The organism is Schlesneria paludicola DSM 18645 (assembly GCF_000255655.1).
Lineage (GTDB): Bacteria > Planctomycetota > Planctomycetia > Planctomycetales > Planctomycetaceae > Schlesneria > Schlesneria paludicola.
In genome coordinates, this window is sequence record NZ_JH636435.1 from 3,347,443 (window position 1) to 3,367,459 (window position 20,017).

The window sequence follows — 20,017 nt, forward strand, 5'->3', positions numbered from 1 at the left end:
TCTTCTTCTGTGTCTCCGTGCCTCTGTGTCTCCCCTCCCACCCATGTGCATCCGAAGTACGCAAAACGTTTCAGTGGGCTCAGCGGGGGTTTGAGAAACACGGAGACACAGAGTTGAGAAAAGAACAAGAATTCCTTGGAATGTGTGGATTAGTATTACGTGCGCCACCAACCGGGGAAGCTCGAATGCAATCCTATGAATTGACGGGACTGATTATTTCCGCAGCGATCGAAGTGCATCGCGTTCTTGGTCCTGGATGCCTCGAACATGCGTATCAGAAATGCCTGGAGCATGAGCTAATGCTGCGCGAGATTCCCTTTACGGCTCAAAGAAAGCTGCCGCTGGTTTATAAAGGAATTAGAGTCCAAGCTGGTTACCGAATCGATGTCCTTGTGCAACAACAAGTCATTGTTGAGATCAAAGCCGTCGATCAACTCGCTCCTGTTCATACGGCACAGTTACTGACCTATTTACGATTGACAGAATGCCCATTGGGCCTGCTCATGAATTTCAATGTCCCAGTCCTCAAAGATGGCATCCGCCGTGTCGTCAACGACAACAAAAACTAACTGCCCGAATCTTTCTCTGTGCCTCCGTGTCTCTGTGTCTCCCATACCCCCGCTGGGCCCACTTGTACGTTTTGCGTACTTCGGGCGCACAAAGGTAGGGAGCGAGACACAGAGACACGGAGGCACAGAGAAGACCTGAAAGGGAAATGATGGCGTTTTTATTGCGATCGCTCGTACCGTTGCCGGTTTGGGTTTGTCTGTTGTGCCTGTGTTGCGGCAACGCGACCTGGTCGTTCGCGCAAGAGACATCGCGTCCGGTGGATGCGTCGCCGTTTGTCGATGACGCGCAAGACGCGGCGCTTGATCGCGATGCGAAACAACTGGCCATGCGGTTGCGGTCGGCGGGCCCCGATCAGCGTGCGGCATTGAAACAAGAGCTGAAGTCGCTGAACGAAAAACATTTCGACTATCGCCAACAGCGACGCAAACGCGAGTTGGACGAACTGACCGCAGGGGTCGAACGCTTGCGGAGCGCGTACCAGAAAAGACAGGACCAACGCGCCGACGTCTTGGCTCGCCGATTCTCCGATTTAACCGACCCAAATGCGAGTCTTGGCTGGGACGATGTCGCCGAGTCAACGAACAATCCGAAAACGGAAGCGAATGCCAAAGTCTCCAGCGTAAGCCCCGATTCCACATCAACATTCAACGGCGTCACCTTGACCCAGTGGCTCAAGACATTGGAGCACGAACGAAATCGCCAAAAAGTAGCCGATGCCGTCATCGCGCTGAACCATCTCGTGGACCAAGCCGACCCGGATGAGCTTCTTTCGGCCCTCTTCAAGTTTATGACCACCCAGGTCGACGTCCCGTACGATCAGTACTCCGATACGATCTATCGCGGGGCCATTTGTTTGCTCATTCAATTGCCGATCGAACATGTGACCGAAGCAATTCAATCCCGATGGAAGGATGACTACTCGCGTCCTGAACCACGCAAGCTCATCTCACGGACTCTGGCAGACATCGCAACGAAAACGGACGAAGATGACAGCGGCGAATTTCTCGCTCGATTCCCTCTAGCCCGACGCCAAGTGCCGATCACGATTCAGAATCTTTCGACGAGGACGATGTTTCAACTGCAATCGAATAAGAAGATGTTACCTCTTCAAGCTGCAGTGAAGGCCTTGGCACCGAGTCTAATTCAGCTTCTCGTCAAAGCCGCCGAAAGAAATCCAGAATTACGTACCGCGGCCGTTGCCGATGGAAATCTCGTTCTTCGGATCAGCCGTCAATCACTGACCAGCTATCCAGAGTTTGTTCCGATCGTCGAAGCCGATCTCGACGATCCCAAATCAAATCATATTGCCGCGGCGCGACTTCTTGCAGAAGTTGGTTTAAAGACGCCGAAGGTAATTGAATTCGTCAATCTTCAGTTCGCATCGGTCGGCAAAAATTCAATGTCACTCGAGGACACTCTTCGGTATCTGGAACTTCTGGCCCCGCATGCGCCAGAAACTGTTGACGTGCTGATTGAAAGATTCCGAAAAGAGTGTGAGAAACTCGTAGGGATGATGAAGTCCCGAGATTCGAACGACATCAGTGGCATAGTTCAAAATCAGACGGATTGCTGTGGTCAATACATCTTGGCACTCGCGCGAATGGGAAAGCCCGCAGAACGAGTTATTCCTGAACTTCAAAAGATCGTGGAATCGACTCAAACAGAAGCCGGTGGCCCCATCAAGATCGATTCATCATGGCCATGGCCATACCACAGATTCTGGTTCGATCTTACTGGTGACACCAAATCTCCTTTCACACTTCAAGAACTGAGTGACGCCGCCATCAAAGTCATTCAAAATTCCACGGCAAAAGCGCCTCCCACCAAGGATGTACGAGCCGCGATTCATGCCCCCATCACAGACATTTCCGCGACGCCAGCAACGACCAAAAATCGCAGCGAATTGGTGAAACGGCGAGAACAAGCCGAAGCCCAGTTGAAGCATCTTGAATCGCAGGGCAACACGGGAGAGACGTTCGAAGAGATGTACAAGCACGCCAAGGAACGCGTGCTCCTCCTGAAAGAGCTTGAGGCCCTCTCCGCGACCAATAACACTTCGAATGCAAAGCCCGCCGACTCAAACGAGGAACCGACCTACAAAGGAGTGGTCTTGTCGGAATGGATGCGGACGCTGAAACATGAACGAGATCGCGCCAAGATTGCGGATGCCGTCATGGCGGCAAATTATCTTGTGGATCAGGCCGATCCCGACCAGATGATTCAGATCATCTTGAGCGTTCTGAAATCCGAGACGAAACGCGCCAATCAAGATTCCTTCACGCCGATGATTCGAGATGGTGCTCTGCTCGCGCTGATTCGTCTCCCGGCGCGACTCGTCGTGGACCAGTTGGTGGTCAACTTCAACGATTCATCCGTCCCTGCTGACCTGTCGCAATCCCTCGCGCTGAGCAACTTTCGAAATGCTTTTGGGCAACTGCTCAGACATCTCGCCGTCAAAAAACGAACTCCAATCGGATATCCATCACATCGGATCTACATCAACGATCCGGTTGCGAAGATTAATTTGACCTTCCCGGAATCGAAAGACTCAGAGAACGCACTTCGAGCGGAGATCCGTCGTCGCTCCCGTCATCTGATTCGAATCCTGAGTGATGTCGCTAGGATCGAGCCAAAGCTGAGAAGTTGGGCCATCACGACTGCTGACCCTATTCTGCGGATCAGTCAACAACCGATCACGACATACCCGGAACTCATTCCGATCGCGGAAGCGGTGGTGGAAGATCCGAAAATGTTTGGCCAATTGACGGCGGCGGAACTCTTGGCAGAAAGTGGCGTTCAGATCCCGAAAGTCATGACTTGCCTTCGCCAAGCCATCGAGCGTCAGCCGGACCAGCCTCACATGGGCAATTTGCTACCCGACAGCGTGATTAACGCGTTGATCCTCGCTGCAAACCATTCTCCAGATGCCGTGGAACTGCTGGTCGATCAACTTCGTTCAAATCCTCCGGAAGCACCACAGCAACGCAACATCCAATGCCTTTTCGCACTCGCAGCGATTCGAGCTCCCGCTCGACCGGCGATTCCTTTCCTGAAGGAAATGCGAAACTCCAAAGCTGCCGGGAATTTGAGCCCCTATCATCCTTACTTCGATCGAACAGAATTGCCGTTGCTGGCGACGGCCACCGCGATGGGAGGCAGCCCGCCCGAGCAGGCCGCCAGGACCGTTCGCGAAGTCGTGGATGCTGCGATCAAAGAGATCGAAACGGACAAGCCGAAACCAGCGGTTGAACCATTGCCTGAAGTAGATGCGAGCTCATCCAGCAGCACTGCAACGCCCAACGTCACCGGTGCAAAACTCGGGACCTTCGAATCGAAACTGGAACCCACATTCGACGGCACACCTTATTCGGCCTGGCTCAAGATGCTGGAAACAGAGCGGAAGCCCGAAAAACTCGGCCAAGCCATTGAAGCCACGACCCGACTGACACCCGCAATCGATCAGGAGCGAATTGCCAAGGCGATTTTCACAGCAGCCAGTTACGTCGAACGAGAAACCGACCGTAGCAAGGTGTGGGAACCAGGCTTCAGCGGCTTACGGCGCCTGCCTGCTCCAATCGTCATGGCAGCATTCGTTGAGGCACTGGGCGATACTCGTGACCAATCGTCGAGTCGGCAGTTTCAAGGGATTTTTGCGGCATATCGCACGTCCAAAGAAATGGATACCGAGATCCAAAAGAATGCGACTACGGTGATCCAACTCCTTTTGGAACGCGGTTCCAATCCTGAATCCGCCAGCGACGATCTCGCGCTGGCGGCACTCCAATTCATCAAACAATTCCATCTCGATCTCTCGCAGTTTCCCTTAGCGAAAGACATTGGACTCCATTGTGTCGAAAAGGGCGCCCGAGCGTACCAGCCATCGGAAAGCCGGAATTTCGGAGAGGAACTTCCGGGTTGGTGGCGCGTCACCGATACGCTGATCGAATTGGCACCGGAAACGACCGGATTGCCTGAAGCCTTGATCAAATATGCCCAGAGTGCTCCCGAAGTGATGGAACGCATCGGTCGATTAGGTGAGCATGCCCGCTCGCTGACTCCGCAACTCGTCGAACTCTTCGTGAAAGCCTGCGTTCCACCTGAAAGCCCAGGTCGCACCAGTTGGAAATTTCCTTCGGCAGAATGCCTTCAAATCGTCAAAGTACTGGGGCAGATCGGTGCTGATGGAGACGGTTATCGGCTGTTAAAAGAGTGCCACATGCTTCAGACGCCAAGCATGATGAAGACCGGACTCTTTTCTGAGAGCGAGAAGCTATTTTTCCAAACAGTGGATGAGGCGTTGTCCAAGTTGACACCACCTTCGAACAGTGGCGATCAAATCCCGATTCTCAGTGACGAAATCAGGCTTTCTGGTGTGTGGTTATGGACGAGAGATCCAAGTGTCACAATCAAATTGACATTTCCAAGCTCCAGCGCAACACGAGAGCTCATGATGGTTCGACGCATGAAAGACGGAACGATTGAATTAGTTCCAGACGGGCTCAAGGAGATCGGATTCTCCGATGTAAAGGTCCCTGCATCCATCCGCATTCTTTCCGAAAATCCAAAATCACTAGTCCCGGTGGAAAGAAGGAATGACCAGAAGAAGTGTCACTATGAACTGACGGAGAAGTCTTTGCGGCTCCTGGTTGTTTCGAACGAGGTCGACACGCCTCTACCCGACAAGTTCCCTTCACCCGACAAGCCTCTGCCGAAAGGTGTCTCGATTTGGGAATTCCAACGGGATCCACCAGTGCCGACGGCGACCGCACCTGACCGCTGATTGCTCGTTCGGCGAGGTATCAACAGTTTATCGCACCTCAGACACCTTTCTTCGTTCCTCGTTGCCAAGCTCCCGCTTGGCAACGCTTCCTAGACACCAGAAATGTCGATGTCGGTCCCGAGGCCACAACAGGGCCTTCCCCATCGAATTCAATCAACACACACGGACAATTCGCCATTTCAGATCAGAAGGAGGCCCCGCCGCCAACTGGATTGCATCAACGACTCTTGATACAAAAACGGGAATCTCTCGACCTGTTTTCGCACCACAGCATCGACGTCCAAGGCACCATTCGGTACCGATCTGAGAGATTCGATTTGCATCACGAACTGTCGTCAGTAAACAGCCCACTCTGGAGATGAACATGTCGCAGGCAACTCGTCGTGAATTTCTGGCCAGTGCCACTGTGGCTGGGGCCGCCATGGCATTGGGGTCTCGATCCGCCAAGGCGGGGCCGAATGAACGAGTCAACCTGTGCGTGATTGGCGTTCGCGGACGGGGCAGTTCTGTGGGAAAAGGGTTTGCCGGACTTCCCGAAGCACAGGTGACTCACGTCTGTGACGTGAATGAACTGCTGCTCGACGGTTACGCCAAGCAGATTGCCGAAGTTCAAAAGACCACTCCCAAGACAGTGCAGGACCTGCGGCGAGTTCTGGATGACAAAAGCGTCGACGCGATCGTCGTCACGACGCCAGACCACTGGCACGCTCTGGCCACGATCTGGGGATGCCAGGCCGGAAAACATGTGTATGTCGAGAAACCGATTTCGAACAATATTTTCGAAGGTCGGCAAATGGTGGCCGCGGCGCGCAAGCACAATCGCGTGGTCCAGGTCGGCACGCAAAGCCGCAGTGCCCCACACTATGGTGAAATGATCAAGATCCTGCGATCGGGTCGTTTGGGACATGTCCATATGGCGAAGGCCTGGAACAGCCAGTTGCGACGGCGCGTTCCTGCCGTTCCCGACAGCGCAGTTCCCGCGGGGCTCGACTGGAACATCTGGCAAGGTCCCGCCCCGGAACACGCCTTCAACGCCAACCGCTTCAGCTACGGGTGGCGATGGCTGTGGGACTATGGCACGGGCGACATGGGCAATGATGGCGTCCACGATCTGGATATCGCCCGCTGGGGTCTGGATGTCGATTTTCCCACCGAGATTCAATGCACCGGTGACAAACTGGCCTTCGCCGGTGATTCACAAGAGACACCCGATACCCAGTTCGTCACGTTCCGTTTCCCTCAGAAGGAAGCAGTGCTCGTCTATGAACAACGGCTGTGGTCACCCTACTTCCAGGAGGGATACGAAAACGGCGTCGCATTCTACGGCACCGAAGGCTACCTGCTGGCAGGACGCGCCGGTTGGAAACTGGTCGAGAAGCGAAACAAAGTCGTCGAGGAAAAATCCGCCCAGTTCTCTGACATTCCGCACTTCAAAAATTTCTTGAACGGCATTCGGTCGGGCGAGGCGCTGAACTGCGACATCGAAGAAGGATATCGGTCCACTCTGCTCGCCCATCTGGGCAATCTGGCCTACCGAGTTGGCAGACCACTGAAGTTCGACGCCAAGACACAATCGATCGTCGGCGACGATGAGGCGAATGCACTCACTAAGCGTCTGGGACGGAAAGAATTTTTGATCCCGGAAGTAATTTGACGAGCGATCAAGACTTTTCGTCATTCCTCGCTTTTTTCGTTGCCAAGCTCCCGCTTGGCAACGCTTCCTACGTATCGGAAGTGTTCACGAGGGTCGCTGGTCCAATTCCTGCTCGAAGGAAAACAAAATCGCAGGAGGCGTTACCAAGCAGGAGCTTGGTAACGAGGAAGACAAGCAAGACGAGGAAAACGAAGAACTCGTAACGAGAAACAACTCATGAAGCCTGCGCCTGGCATTCACACTCGAACTACTTCGAGGAATGCAGTTGCTTGACGACGCCGTCCAAGAAGCTTGCGAGCTTCTCACCGGCGGTCATCGCGTGTTCACGAAGTCGCCACATGTCTTTGTAACTATCAAAGCGATTCCAGAGAGCGCCAACGACAGCGCCAATCCGAACGGCGCCTGTTTCACCGACCAGGCTTTGCACTTCGACCGGAAGATCCGCCGACAAGTCATCACTGACGGCCCGGACGGCGATGAACCGCGTCTTGCGATCACGGCAAACGGTCGCGACGGCGTGTGTTTCCATATCAACGGCGATCGCGCCGGTTTGTTCGGCGAGCGCCTTCTTCTCGGCGATCGAACGCACCATGTGATCGACCGTCAAAGTTCGGCCCACATACAGACCTCGTTTTTCGTCCGAGGTCATTCCGATATCGACGATCCGTTCGTCACCGGTCGGGGTTGTAATCTGATTGGCAACGACGATCTGACCGATCTGCATGCCCGAAACGAGAGCACCGCAAAATCCGGTCGAGACAATCCAGCGTGGCGCATGGGCGTCCAGTAGTGCTTCTGTCGCACGCGCGGCTCGCTCGGCCCCCATTCCTGATTCCACGATTGCTACACGGATCTGACCATAAAAACCGCCGCGAAACGTGAACTTTCCGCCCGTGTACGTTTTGACTTTGGCGCAGCGACTGATGAAATCGCTGAGCTCCATCGGCAATGCGCAAACCAGACCAATGTCGGCCTTCACGGCATTGGACTCGGCAGCAGAAGGGGACGCTTGTTCAGTCAAGACACAACCTTATGGAGTTGCAAGTTCGTTCAATCAGTCACGTCACGTCGCCGCCGACAATGTTTCGCTCATTACACCAGTCGCCGATATCGACCCTTTAAGCACGGGCGAATCCAACTTCGGCAAGAACTGCCGGAAGTCGAGTTTTTGCTCCTGTCAGCATATGACCGGATGTCGAAACCACTAGTGAAGGGACTTCCGTCGTATTGCTCGAGCGGCATTCGCGTCACACCGAAAGACGGGTCCCAATTTCAATTCTGTGGAACGCAGACCTCTAACGAAAGGAAGTCTATGCGAAAACTGTTGATTCTGGCGAGTTTGGCAGCGATTGCCATAACCGGAATCGAAGTTCAAGCCTCACAACGACGACCTCGTCCCCAAGTTTCTGTCCCACAAGGACAGGGACCAGTGAATCGTCTCATCGAACTTGAACGTCGGAAGAACGCTGCCTTGCGCCAGATGTTTTTCGGTCGTTAAGACCACTCCGCGGGCCAAATAGAAAATCCGTCGCTCGACCTAAATGCGAACAAGCGAAAGCCCTGACGTTTCGCGATTCATTCACAGACCTTGCCTGGAATGAAGCGATCCAACAAGTTGGACCTGCGCAATTCGCACCATCGACGGATGACCAGCCCAAAGAATGACCGCATGCAATCGTACGTATCGATTTCGGTGCTGATCCGGAAAGCGCCGAAATTTCTTGCGAACCGTTGTGCGCGCGATTTCCAACAATCTGAAACGCAGCGATGCCGCGCGTTTTGACGGCGCGGCATCGCTGTTTGCACTTCACTTTAGTCTTCCGCAAGGAAGTGACACTCACGCCGAGTGCGGCAGCGACCAATTCCACAGCGCCCGGGGAAACGCGGTCAGACTTGGTTTGTGCTTGCTCTGAACGAATTCACATCGCCTTGGTCGGAAGACCAGGTGATGGGACGTCACACGTTTTGCGGCTTGGTCCTACGGGTGTCCGAAGATGGGCACCCGGGGCCCAAGTCACGCGCGGAAGTGAGCAACGGTCTATCTCAGGTCGGCAGCAACGCGGCCAGATCCGCGTGAGGGCGAGCGATCACGTCGGCGAGGATCAGTTTTCCGCCCAGACGTTCAACCGTCTGACGGCCCACTTCGATTGCCGTTTGGACAGCGGCCACATCGCCACGGATCATGATCGTGACGTACGCGGCACCGATCTTTTCTTTGCCGGCCAGCGTGACGTTGGAAGCTTTGAGCATATCGTCGGTGGCATGCAGTGCCGCAACCAGACCCTGAGTTTCCAACAGTCCAAGAGCATTTGTAGTCGTCATCGCGTTCTCTCTGGGTTTCCGAATGTCATAGCTGCCGAGTAATGGACTGAGCGCCGGTTTGGCGTCGGCCAGTTTGTAAGTCAGTTCCAGGGGCGCCGGCATCACCGAACAGAATGCCGAGCTTCCCATTCGCTTTGCGAGTTCAATCGCAGTCTCCACCGCCGACTGGACGTCGGCGACCGGTCCGACCAGTTTAATGCACTGGGCCGCACCGTCGGTGCTTTCGATACCGAGGATTCTGACGTTTGCCGCCTTAGAACATGCATCTGCCACGATAAACGACGGGGCGAGATTGTTCACTTCGAGTAAGGCGAGACTCAGTGTTCCGCTCATCAAAAGACCTTGTGCAGGGGCCGTGTCACGAAAATCGAATCCACATTGTGGCAAACCAGAGAAAAAACGGCAACTTTGCCGGCGACTAACCTTCGGCCAGACGCAATTGAACTCTCTGTCACACCAATCGTCAGATCCGTGCTAATCCCATCGGCCGATCACGGGCAGCCACTGCACTCTTGTTTGACTCGGTCATTTCCCAAGCTAGTGTTCAGGTGGTTGCGCTGACAAAACCCAACACTTTTGTCTGACCGCTTCGCTCGCCCACCTCAATTTCGTGGCATAGCCACCAGGTCCAGACAGGTTGACGAGTATTGCCCGCAGGCTGGTTGGCCTGCTCGCAACGAGTTCCTTGACGTGCCAAGCCAGATTTTATGCTTCACTCGCCAGCCCTAACGTAGACGGAAGATCCAGATGACCGCGGTCGCCGTTGCCCCACGCCTACAGCCATTCCCACCCGTTTCGCCCACTGCACCGTCGCCGGCCCCGGCATCGCTCAGTCTGCGAGAAGCCGTCAGCCAGATCTCCGATTCATCGCGCAACCTGCTGGGACTTATGGCATTAGCAAATGCTGCTCAGCGAGATCTGAAATCAGGGTCACCAGAAACAACACTCGACGGCGTGATCAGCAAAGCCGTGCTTCGCAGCCTGTTAGGTGCGTTGCACTATCGAGACGTCGGGACCCTTCGTCACAGTCGCCGCGTGGCATTGCTGGCGGCCGGACTGGCCCACCATCTTGGATGGGAAGGTCGCCACCTGCGAGTGCTGGAAGTGGCGGCGCTGCTGCACGACGTCGGTAAAATCGGTGTTCCGGACAATGTGCTCTATAAGCCAGGAAAGCTGAGTGCCGAAGAAGTCGAATTGATGGATCTGCATCACGGAATCGGCCTGAACGTGCTGCAGGCCTGCCGCGTCGACGCCGAAGTCTTGCGGATTGTCGATCAGGCCCATCGCGCTTACAGCGTCAAGGACACCGACGAACGCGTCATCCGCGACGTTCATATCGGTGCCCGAATCCTTGCTGTGGCGGATGCTTACGAATCGCTGTGCACCGAACAGGTCTATCGTGTCGCAAAGCCGCACGACGAGATCATGAATCTGCTCATGGCCGAATCAGGAAAACAATTTGACGGCAATGTCGTCAATTCGCTCGCCCGCTGGGTGCAGCAAGACGGATTACCCTTCGCAGCCCAAACAGCCGAACTGAACGGCGCCGGCAGCCAACGAGCTCCTTTTAGTCTGGAAGAAGCGGCAGAGTCGATGGCGCTCTGTCAGATCTTTTCCTATCTCTACATGCTGGAAAGCCTTTACGACGGGTTCTATGTCGTCGACTCTGAACGCAAGTTCATTGTCTGGAACCGCGGACTCGAGCGACTGGTCAATCGCCCCGCGTCGGCCATGCTCGGAAAAGAGTGGAATCCTGCACTGTTCAACGTCCCGAACACCGATCGAAGCCAGAACGCAAGCGGCCAAATCATCTCGTCGCATGATCAGGCGCTCGATGCGAAGAAATCGGCTGTGTTCCAACTTGCCTATCAGAAATCGGACCTTTCGACGGTTCAGTTGGAACTGCAAACGGTGCCACTGATCGACGCCCAGGGGCATACCCACGGGGTCGCCGAAATCGTCCGTAATCTGTCACGCAAATCACACGCGCCCGAGTTCACTCAGTTGAAACTTCAGGCCTCGCGCGATGCCCTGACGTCGGTGGCCAATCGCGGCGAACTCGAAAAGCAATTGCGGCTGCTCTCTGACCAATACAACGAAAATCCGCTGGAACCGTACTGCGTGATCTTCGCCGATGCCGACCATTTCAAACGGGTCAACGACACTTTCGGTCATCAAGTCGGCGATCAGGTTCTGATTGATCTGGCACGCCATTTCAGCGAAGAAACGTATTCCGGCGAAGTCGTCGGACGCTATGGCGGCGAAGAGTTTGTGATTCTGTGCCCGGCCACCGAACTGGAACAGGCCGTTCGCCGGGCAGACCGCCTGCGTTCGTCCCTGAAACTCGCGAAAGTGGGTGGAGTCGAAAAACTGAAAATCACCTGCTCGTTCGGCGTTTCTCAGGTCGAACCGGGAGATTCCACCGAGACATTGTTGCGACGTGCCGATCGTGCGCTTTATGCCGCGAAAGAGAGTGGCCGCGATCGAACCTGCTGGTTTACCGCCGAGATGCTACAGTCCAACGAGAATGTCCATGCACAAGATGCAGAGATTCGCCCCTTCGAGTTTTCCGGCAGCTTTTCCGCCCTTGTCCCGCCTGACATGGTCGTCCAGAAATTGGGGGGGTTCGTCAAGGACCATCATGCACAACTGCTCGACGTCAGTCGCGAGCGGGTCGTGCTGAAGATGCCTGGCGTCGGCGGACTTCGAGGCCTGTTTGAATCGGCCTTCGCGCGACAGGGAATCGAAATCGAATTGCTGATGGATGGCGCCGAACGAGCAGACCGATCGAAGAAACTTCGCGTCAACATTCGGATGCGGCCTGACGGAAAGTTCCGCGATGCCCTGGCATTCAACCAGCGCACACAAGCAACGATGCGAGAACTAAAACACTATTTCGCCGCGGAATAGGTCGGACGGCGATATCGCGTCATTTGCTCGAACGCCGGCGACGTGAGCCACTTCATTGGACGAAGAACGCGAAGTGCACATGCGCGCAGTGCATCGCCAATATCTCCACCAACGGGCCAAGACGCCGCGGCACGCAGCATCTTCGATGATGGTCTGGCACCGAAAAAATGACTCATTCTGCGGGTGAATTCACCGATTTCAGATTCCCGCGTGAGTGCGACTGTCACAACCGGCACAACCGGTCCGCCGGCAATGTTTCCTTTCTTTAACAACGTTTCGCAATCTTTACTCTCAACGCAATCGTCAAAGTTGCGGTCATAATCTCCTTGTCGATGGAACGACTCTCAACAATGGAATGTCCTCCCCAAGGTCTACAGGCAAGGTTGATGACGATGGCAAAATTACTTTCAAACGCGGACGCGATCTCAGCGGCAGAGCGCCGGATGCAAAATCGGCGAATTGGCGGAGACCGCCGTCGCCCTGAAGTCGACGCTGAATTCAAAGGTGGGGAAAAACGAACGAGCGAGCGACGCAAAGTCGAACGCCGCCGACTGATTGATCCCACCACCTGCGAACGTGACTATTCGCTGGACGAAGTCGAATTCATGAAAGCCATGGACGAGTACAAGCGTAAGAGCGGTCGGATGTTCCCGACCTGGAGCGAAGTTCTCGAAGTCGTTCGTGACCTGGGATATGCGAAACAACCCCAAGAAGTCGCTGTTTGATTTCCGCCGCCAGGCGACGTTGATGACATCTATCGGACAATCGATTCAGCCACTCTGAAACCCGGTGTCGGGCCAGACATCGGGGATTGTCGACGATCAGAAGCAACCAATCCGTCGCCTGCTTGCTTCACAATACCGTTTGAGCTGCCGCGAACGGTCGGAACCGCAAAGAACCAAATCGACCCGCATTTCGGTCAGAATGGAATCGAACGGACCAGAATCGGTTACGTGATGTCTTTGTAGGCGTCCCAGCCCAGGTATCCGACCACGGCACCGCTCAGAATGAAGAGTATGTCCATGGTTGTTGCGCCCGCAAAGGGAACTTGCAGGGCAATATCGAGTACGGCGAGCACGGTGACAAACCCTGCGATGCCAAACGAAGCAAACACCATGTTCTTCGACAAACTGCTCGCCATCCGCAAAGTTCCTCGTATTAACACGACTTGTCGTTGCTTCAGTCAATCATCGGATCTCACCTCCCCTGAAGTATAGCCCACATTCCGAATGCGACGCCAGCAGCAATTCACTCGTGCCCCGACTCTTGACGCTTCCAACCTGAAATGACGCGTTGAGGAACTCGTTGCGAACAGCCGCCCTGCGCGCAGGATTATTCCGCTGACGCTCGCGAGCATCAGGGACAAACCGGTCATCCTTCCCGCCGGCGTCTGCGAGCGATACTCGTAAACCGGCCCGGTCAGCGTGACTGTTCCACGTAACCGCTCACAAACCGGGGGCTGGCTGAGTTTCCCGCGGCAAAGGGAAGAATTGCCCTCGCCGATGTACTTAGATTGGAATCCACGTGGATTCCAATCTAACCGGAAAAATGTGCCTGTCCCCCTCTCTTTGGGCTGCGAACGGTGACCTGTGCGACTAACAACTATCGGGATTCAGCGGACCATTTGGTGGCAAGAGAGGTTGCAACGGGCACCCTTCGCAGATGGGTTCGCGGCGACAATGTTCTGTCGCAACGCGTCCCAACAGTAAGACGAACTCTCGGAGATCAACATCCGTCTCCTTAAGGCCACCTGCAAAGACGTGCTGGGCCTCGTCATCTTCCAGGGGAAGATCCAGCCAGCCATGACGGACCGCCACACGAACGATTCCCCGATCCAGCGGAAACAGGTCAAGTCCCCCGGCGAACAACAGCAACTCATCGACCGTGGCCAGGCCCAGCCCCCGAATTTTGAGCAGCGATTCGCGATACCTGTCCGCCCCTCCAACCCATTCTGGCGAACAGTCATCTCCAAATGTTTCTAACCACCAGGTTGCAACGGACCTCAACAAACTCGCCTTCTGCGGTCCGCGAGGAACGCCCGCAAGTTGTTCGACCAGTTGCCCGGCCGACGTTTGAGAAACGACGCGCGGGCTGGACAGCGCATCAGAATCGAGTGCATTGCGAACGGCGGGACCAACGTCTTGCGCAGGCCCAATCAACAGCAGTTGCAGAAACAACGACCAGCCACTGGCAGCCCTTGGAAGCTCGGGGGTACCATACGCAGCGCGAAGTGCCTCGGCCGCGTTTTCAAGCCGCGAGCGTGTGCTCATCGTTCCAGTATCCTAAAAACGTGCGGACAGGTCAGCATCCAACACCAGTCGACCGGTCCGGCCGTTCATCCGCACCAGGCCCGTTGATCATAACAATTCGCCCCTCAATTGTTCCCGCTCTCCAAGACAGGAATCCAACTTCGGCAGTATTCCCGTCAACACTTAGTATCGATCGTCCTCTGGCTGTGGTTCCGAGGGATTCAAACAGCAACCGTTCACAGCACGGGGACTGGCTCATTTTCCTGCGGTAAAGGGAAGGCTTACCTTCGTCCATGCACTGTGGATTCCAATTGAACCGGGAAAATGTGCGTGTCCCCGGGCTGTGAACGGCTACATTCAAACACCAAGTTGAGAATTGAGACCTGTCCGCGATGCCGTCAATGAACCCTCAACTTGAGCAGCCGGTTGATCGATCGTCTCTACCAGCCCAGCGTGCACCGCACGCGTTACGCCGACATCTCGGACTCGTGATAGGACTGGCGCTCCTGACACTGGTTGCGTACGGGGGCGTGCTCGGCAATGGTTTCGTCCAATTCGATGATCCACGCTATGTCACAGAAAATCCCAATGTCCTGAACGGATTGACCTGGAAGGGATGGAACTATGCCTGGACCACATTCGACACAGGCAACTGGCTGCCGCTGACGTGGCTGTCACTGCAGCTTGACGCGACACTCTACGCGTCCAATCCCGCAGGTTTCCACGCCACCAACTTGGTCATCCACCTGGTCAACGGCTGCCTGCTCTACATTGTGCTTTCCAGGACAACCGGACGCATGACCCGGAGTGCGATCGTCGCCGCATTTTTCCTGACCCACCCACTGCATGTGGAATCCGTGGCGTGGGTTTCAGAGCGTAAGGATGTTCTCTCCACCTTCTGGCTGATGCTCATCCTGCTGGCCTATACACAGTATGCAAAACGGCCAGGCATCTTCTGGTATCTCACAGCCTGCGTCACCTACTGCGCGGGATTGCTTTCGAAATCGATGCTCGTCACGACACCGATTCTGTTGCTGCTATTTGACATCTGGCCATTGGACCGATTTCGAGTTCCCCTCGATTCAGCGGATCAACCGCGCTCACGTTGGGCCATCGGACTGCCCCGCGTCGTCGAAAAGCTTCCATTGTTGGCGTTATCGCTAATCGACGGGCTTGTCACCATTCGCGCTCAAGGTGCCGCACATGCCATTGCCGACACCCAGCAGCTCCCCTTCGCCGTTCGCGCCGCGAATGCAATCTGTTCCTATGGTTGGTACCTCGCAACGACTTTTTATCCAACCCGATTGATCCCATTCTACCAGCCATCACCAGGAGGCACTGACTGGCCAAGCGTCGCCGGATGGACCATCGTCCTGAGCGGGATTTCGCTCGCCGTCGGGTGGGGTGCCCACTCCCGCGTTCGACTCTTCGGTTGGTGGTGGTTCATCATCTCGCTACTGCCCGTGATTGGCCTGATTCAGGTGGGATCACAGGCTCACGCCGATCGATACACCTACCTTCCGCATATCGGGCTCATGACGTGGCTGGTTTGGGAAATCGCCGACCGATTATCCAAGCCCTTGATCGTACGTCGGATCGTGCTTGGCCTTACCGTGATAAGCCTGCTTGTTTTGACGGGATTGACCCGCCATCAAGTGACCTACTGGAAATCGAACACCACGCTCTGGGAACACACGCTGACTGTGGATCCCGAGAATCCGATGGCACACCTGCATCTCGGGAATCAGGACAAGCAAGCGGGCCAGATGAAATCCGCTCGACAGCATTTCGAGCGCGCTCTGACCCGATGGCCTGACAGTTTTCAAATCCACAATTCCCTGGCATCGCTGGCCGCGGCAGAAGGCGATCTGGAGTCGGCCGAAAAACACAGTCGCCAGGCCCTGCAGGCGAATCCAGGCTCCGAAGTCGCCATCGCGAATCTTGCCATTATCCTTGACCATCAGCAACGATGGCCTGAAGCCGAACTGCAGCTGAAACAGTACCTGAAAATCGAGTCCGACGATCAACGAGCACGCCTACTGTTGGGAACGATGTCGCTCAAACTTTCAAAACCCCAACAAGCGTGGGAACAATTTGAAATCGTCCTTCACGCCTCACCGAATCACCCTGAAGCGCTCAATCAGGGTGCGTTCGCACTCGGCAACTTGAATCGACCGCGCGATGCACAAGCCTTATTTGAACGCTTGCTGCGGCAACAGCCCGATAACGTGGTCGCGCTGATGAATTCCGGCTTGATTGCCGAGCAAATGGGCGATCGTGCTCTTGCCAGAACTCGTTACCAATCGGTGTTGCAGCACCAGCCAAACCACCCACAGGCCCGACAGCGACTCACAACACTCGGGTTGTGACCCCGGGTGAAACAGGCTGCCTTCCCGTGGTCTCACAACAGAACTGCTGGCCGGATCGGATCGGCGTTCGGCCGATCGCGTCATTTCCGCCCGAACACCATGATCGTGATATCGTCATTCTGCGGGCGACCGTTGGCAAACTTTCGGACGCTGCCCAGGATCGATTTGCCAAGGGCGTCGGCATGCCCACCCACGCTGGCCTGCATCAGGTCTCGCAATCGGTCGATCCCATAGAGTTCATTTCCGTGATTCATCGCTTCGCTGACGCCGTCGGTATAGATCACCACGGTTTCGCCCGGTTCGATCACGCGCGTCGTGACGTCATACGGATATCCATCAATAATCCCGATCGGAACACCGACCACCTCGGCCCCAAATTCGACGATGGAGCCATCTGTCTTGCGGATCATCAGCGGCATATGCCCGGCGATCGCCAGCGTCATTTCACCCGTCTTCAGATGAATGACGCACAGGACGAATGTGACAAATCGTCCTTCAATGGCACGGGCGCACATCTGATCGTTGATCCGATTGACCGCCTCGCGCACATCGCTGACGAACGTCATCACGTTCGTCACCACGGTTCCAATACGCGACATCACCAGCGACGCGGGAACGCCCTTCCCTGCAACATCCCCGAATGCCAGGCAGACCTTGTTCCCGCCATCGACCAGAAACGCGTCGTAGTAGTCGCCGCCGACCGCCTGCGCCGTATCGTACGAGGCGAAAAACTCCCAGCCCTCGGCACTGGGCAATTGTGTTGGAAGCATCGCGCGCTGGACACCCATCGCGATGTCCATTTCCTTGTCCTGCTTTAGCTTCTCCGTCGCCGTGACCAGCAGCTTCGCCTGTTCGTACGACATCGCAGCCTGACTCGCGACCGTCATCAGCAGATCCAGGTCATCCGCGCTGAACTGATTAAACGCATTCTGAGTGTCCACATTGATCACCCCCATTGGCTCACCGGAAACGCTGAGCATCGGGACACACATCATCGAACGAATCGTCAGGTTCGCAATCGATTCACTGGCTTGAAAACGGGAGTCGTTGGAAGCGTCGAACGACAGAATGCCGGTCTTTTGCTCTAGAACCGTTTTCAGAATCGTGCGGCTCAGTTTGACGGTGTCGTCATCGCTTGGACGCCGATGCTTCATCGCGCGAGGAATCATTTTCCCCGTTGCGTCGTCTTTCAGCAGCACGCAGCCACGATCGACGTGCGGAAAAATGCGGAACAACGTATCCAGGATCTTCGGCAGAATCGTATCCAGGTCCGAAGACCCGGCGAGCGCCTTACTGATTTCCAGCACGCCCTTCAACTTGGCCTCGGGATGGACATCAAGCTGTCCAAAACCGGTTGCCTTGCTGGTCATCGTCGACGAATTTTCGTCATCGTCCAGTTGCAAATTGAAGGTCGCTCGTGGCTCGCCCGCTTCCAACCCCCCGGGCCGGTCGGTCAATGGCCTGAGAGGAACGGCACGCTGACCAGGAGTCAGCGCATTCTCGAACCGCAATAGCACCGGCCCCAACTTGATCCGATCCTCGGTCGTCAGGACGGTCGCATTCTCGATCTTTTTTCCGTTGACGAACGTGCCGTTTCCACTGCCCATGTCCTCAACGAGAAACTCATTTCCGCTGCGAGTGACGCGCGCGTGCTTTCGCGAAACCATGTTCGAATTGATTTGAACTTTGCACTCGGGATGACGTCCAATCACGGTTTCGTCATCCGTCAATTCAAACGTAGTCGCTTCGCCATCCTGGAGAAGGATCAATTGCGCCATGGCTCGGCCCCGAGAGTTGTGACACAGAAATGATAATGCCGTTCTTTGTGAGGGGCATTCTAAAGCTCACTCCTCCAGAACGAAAGCAGCAAACGGATTAACCTCGCCTGGCCATTTCCGCGTGTCGCCCGGGCTCTCGACACGGCGGATGCCCCGAATTCCACAGGAAGGGGCCACCGCCCCCCCCTACACCGCCTCACCCAACATTGATCGAATATTGGCCGTCGTCACCGGTTGAATGACACCTTTCTCGGTAATCAATGCTGTGATGTGCGTGGCAGGCGCCACGTCGAATGCGGGATTGTAGGTTCGACACCCATCAGGCGCCGTCTGGCGTCCAAATCCATGTGTGATCTCGGTCGAAATTCGTTCTTCGATCGGAATCTGCCCCCCGTGTTCAATCGACAGGTCGAACGTGCTGGACGGTGCCGCGACATAAAACGGAATTCCGTGAGCCTTGGCGAGCATCGACAACGAGTAAGTTCCGATCTTGTTCGCCGAATCACCGTTTGCGGCAATTCGATCGGCACCCACGATCACAGCCTGAACCCGGCCTTCTTTCATCACCCAGCCTGCCATCGAATCGCAAATCAGCGTAACGGGAACGTTCCGTTGCATCAGTTCCCAGGCGGTCAATCGAGCCCCCTGCAACAGCGGCCGCGTCTCGTCGGCATAGATTTGCACCTGTGGATTCAGGCGTGCCGCGGCAAAAATGACGGCCAGCGCCGTACCATCGCCCGCGGTGGCCAATCCGCCCGTGTTGCAATGCGTCAAGATCCCGGCACAGTCTTTGACCAAGGGCAGTCCGTGCTGGCCGATCGCCAGACACATTTCGCGATCTTCGTCCTCAATCTTTCGAGCTTCGACCAGCAACCGATCGAGTAATGCTGGCGGGGCGAGATTGGCGTTGGCCGCCGCCGTTTTTTGCATCCGATCCAAGGCCCAGAACAGATTGACCGCGGTCGGGCGGCTTCCCGCCAGATAATCGATCACATATCTCAATCGCGTTTCGAACCGTGCCGGATCGGAATCGCGTTCTGTTTGGCATCCGACAATCACACCGTATGCGGCAGCCACCCCGATTGCCGGTGCGCCACGGACGCGAAGTGATTTGATCGCCTCCCACACAATCTCTACCGTCGTACAGTCAAGGAATTGAAGCTCGACGGGAAGCAATGTCTGATCAATCAGTCGAAGATGCCCGGCATCGGCATTGCCGACCCAAGAAACAGCGGTATTCGGGTTGGTCATAGTGGTCTTATTCTGAGCGGGAACGGTGAATCGAAATTTGCAAACTTCGAAGTTGTCAGCCGAGAAGTCGCCTGTCGCCGATAACGACAACATTGTCGCCACACGCAACAAAGTAAAGGGGCGTTCCTCAGCTT

12 protein-coding genes are annotated in these 20,017 nt (G+C 55.5%); 6 read left to right on the forward strand and 6 right to left on the reverse strand.

All coding sequences use genetic code 11. The features are described 5' to 3' along the window. Positions 1–185: 185 nt before the first annotated feature. From OSO_RS0132485 to OSO_RS0132500, 3 genes are all read left to right on the forward strand, one after another. On the forward strand, positions 186–569 hold the full coding sequence (locus OSO_RS0132485) for a GxxExxY protein (RefSeq protein WP_010587059.1): 384 nt from the start codon (positions 186–188) through the stop codon (positions 567–569). Positions 570–715: 146 nt separating this feature from the next. Next, positions 716–5,350 carry a hypothetical protein gene (locus OSO_RS0132490; RefSeq protein WP_010587060.1) on the forward strand — a complete coding sequence of 1,545 codons (4,635 nt, stop codon included), beginning with the start codon at positions 716–718 and terminating at the stop codon, positions 5,348–5,350. Positions 5,351–5,714: 364 nt separating this feature from the next. Further along, positions 5,715–7,004, forward strand: a complete 1,290-nt coding sequence (locus OSO_RS0132500) for a Gfo/Idh/MocA family protein (RefSeq protein ID WP_010587061.1) — start codon at positions 5,715–5,717, stop codon at positions 7,002–7,004. Between the two features lie 247 nt (positions 7,005–7,251). Here OSO_RS0132500 and OSO_RS0132505 read toward each other — a convergent pair whose 3' ends face one another. Both OSO_RS0132505 and OSO_RS50210 read right to left on the reverse strand, forming a co-directional pair. After that, positions 7,252–8,025, reverse strand: a complete 774-nt coding sequence (locus OSO_RS0132505) for a phosphorylase family protein (protein WP_237729358.1) — start codon at positions 8,023–8,025, stop codon at positions 7,252–7,254. Positions 8,026–9,047: 1,022 nt separating this feature from the next. Continuing rightward, the gene (locus tag OSO_RS50210) at positions 9,048–9,659 is read right to left on the reverse strand and encodes a BMC domain-containing protein (protein ID WP_010587065.1); all 612 of its coding nucleotides are present in this window, start codon (positions 9,657–9,659) and stop codon (positions 9,048–9,050) included. A gap of 414 nt (positions 9,660–10,073) precedes the next feature. On the opposite strand from OSO_RS50210, the gene OSO_RS0132525 reads away from it, so the two are divergent. Both OSO_RS0132525 and OSO_RS0132535 read left to right on the forward strand, forming a co-directional pair. Then, a complete protein-coding gene (locus OSO_RS0132525) occupies positions 10,074–12,236 on the forward strand; it encodes a diguanylate cyclase (RefSeq protein WP_010587066.1) in 2,163 nt (720 codons plus the stop codon). A 392-nt stretch (positions 12,237–12,628) separates the two neighbouring features. Then, complete coding sequence (locus OSO_RS0132535) at positions 12,629–12,961, forward strand: hypothetical protein (protein ID WP_157605591.1); 333 nt, start codon at positions 12,629–12,631, stop codon at positions 12,959–12,961. 224 nt (positions 12,962–13,185) lie between these two features. Here the strand turns inward: OSO_RS0132535 and OSO_RS0132545 are convergent, their stop codons facing one another. Both OSO_RS0132545 and OSO_RS48895 read right to left on the reverse strand, forming a co-directional pair. Then, complete coding sequence (locus OSO_RS0132545; RefSeq protein ID WP_010587069.1) at positions 13,186–13,377, reverse strand: hypothetical protein; 192 nt, start codon at positions 13,375–13,377, stop codon at positions 13,186–13,188. 454 nt (positions 13,378–13,831) lie between these two features. Then, positions 13,832–14,506 (reverse strand): hypothetical protein, encoded by a 675-nt coding sequence (locus tag OSO_RS48895; RefSeq protein ID WP_010587070.1) that lies wholly within the window; start codon positions 14,504–14,506, stop codon positions 13,832–13,834. Positions 14,507–14,886: 380 nt separating this feature from the next. On the opposite strand from OSO_RS48895, the gene OSO_RS0132555 reads away from it, so the two are divergent. Beyond that, the gene (locus tag OSO_RS0132555) at positions 14,887–16,854 is read left to right on the forward strand and encodes a tetratricopeptide repeat protein (RefSeq protein ID WP_029247726.1); all 1,968 of its coding nucleotides are present in this window, start codon (positions 14,887–14,889) and stop codon (positions 16,852–16,854) included. Positions 16,855–16,934: 80 nt separating this feature from the next. On the opposite strand, the gene OSO_RS0132560 is transcribed toward OSO_RS0132555, so the two are convergent. Further along, entirely contained in the window at positions 16,935–18,632 is a 1,698-nt protein-coding gene (locus OSO_RS0132560) for a SpoIIE family protein phosphatase (RefSeq protein WP_010587072.1), read from the reverse strand. 186 nt (positions 18,633–18,818) lie between these two features. Beyond that, a complete protein-coding gene (gene mtnA, locus OSO_RS0132565) occupies positions 18,819–19,883 on the reverse strand; it encodes an S-methyl-5-thioribose-1-phosphate isomerase (protein ID WP_029247727.1) in 1,065 nt (354 codons plus the stop codon). Between the last annotated feature and the right edge of the window lie 134 nt (positions 19,884–20,017).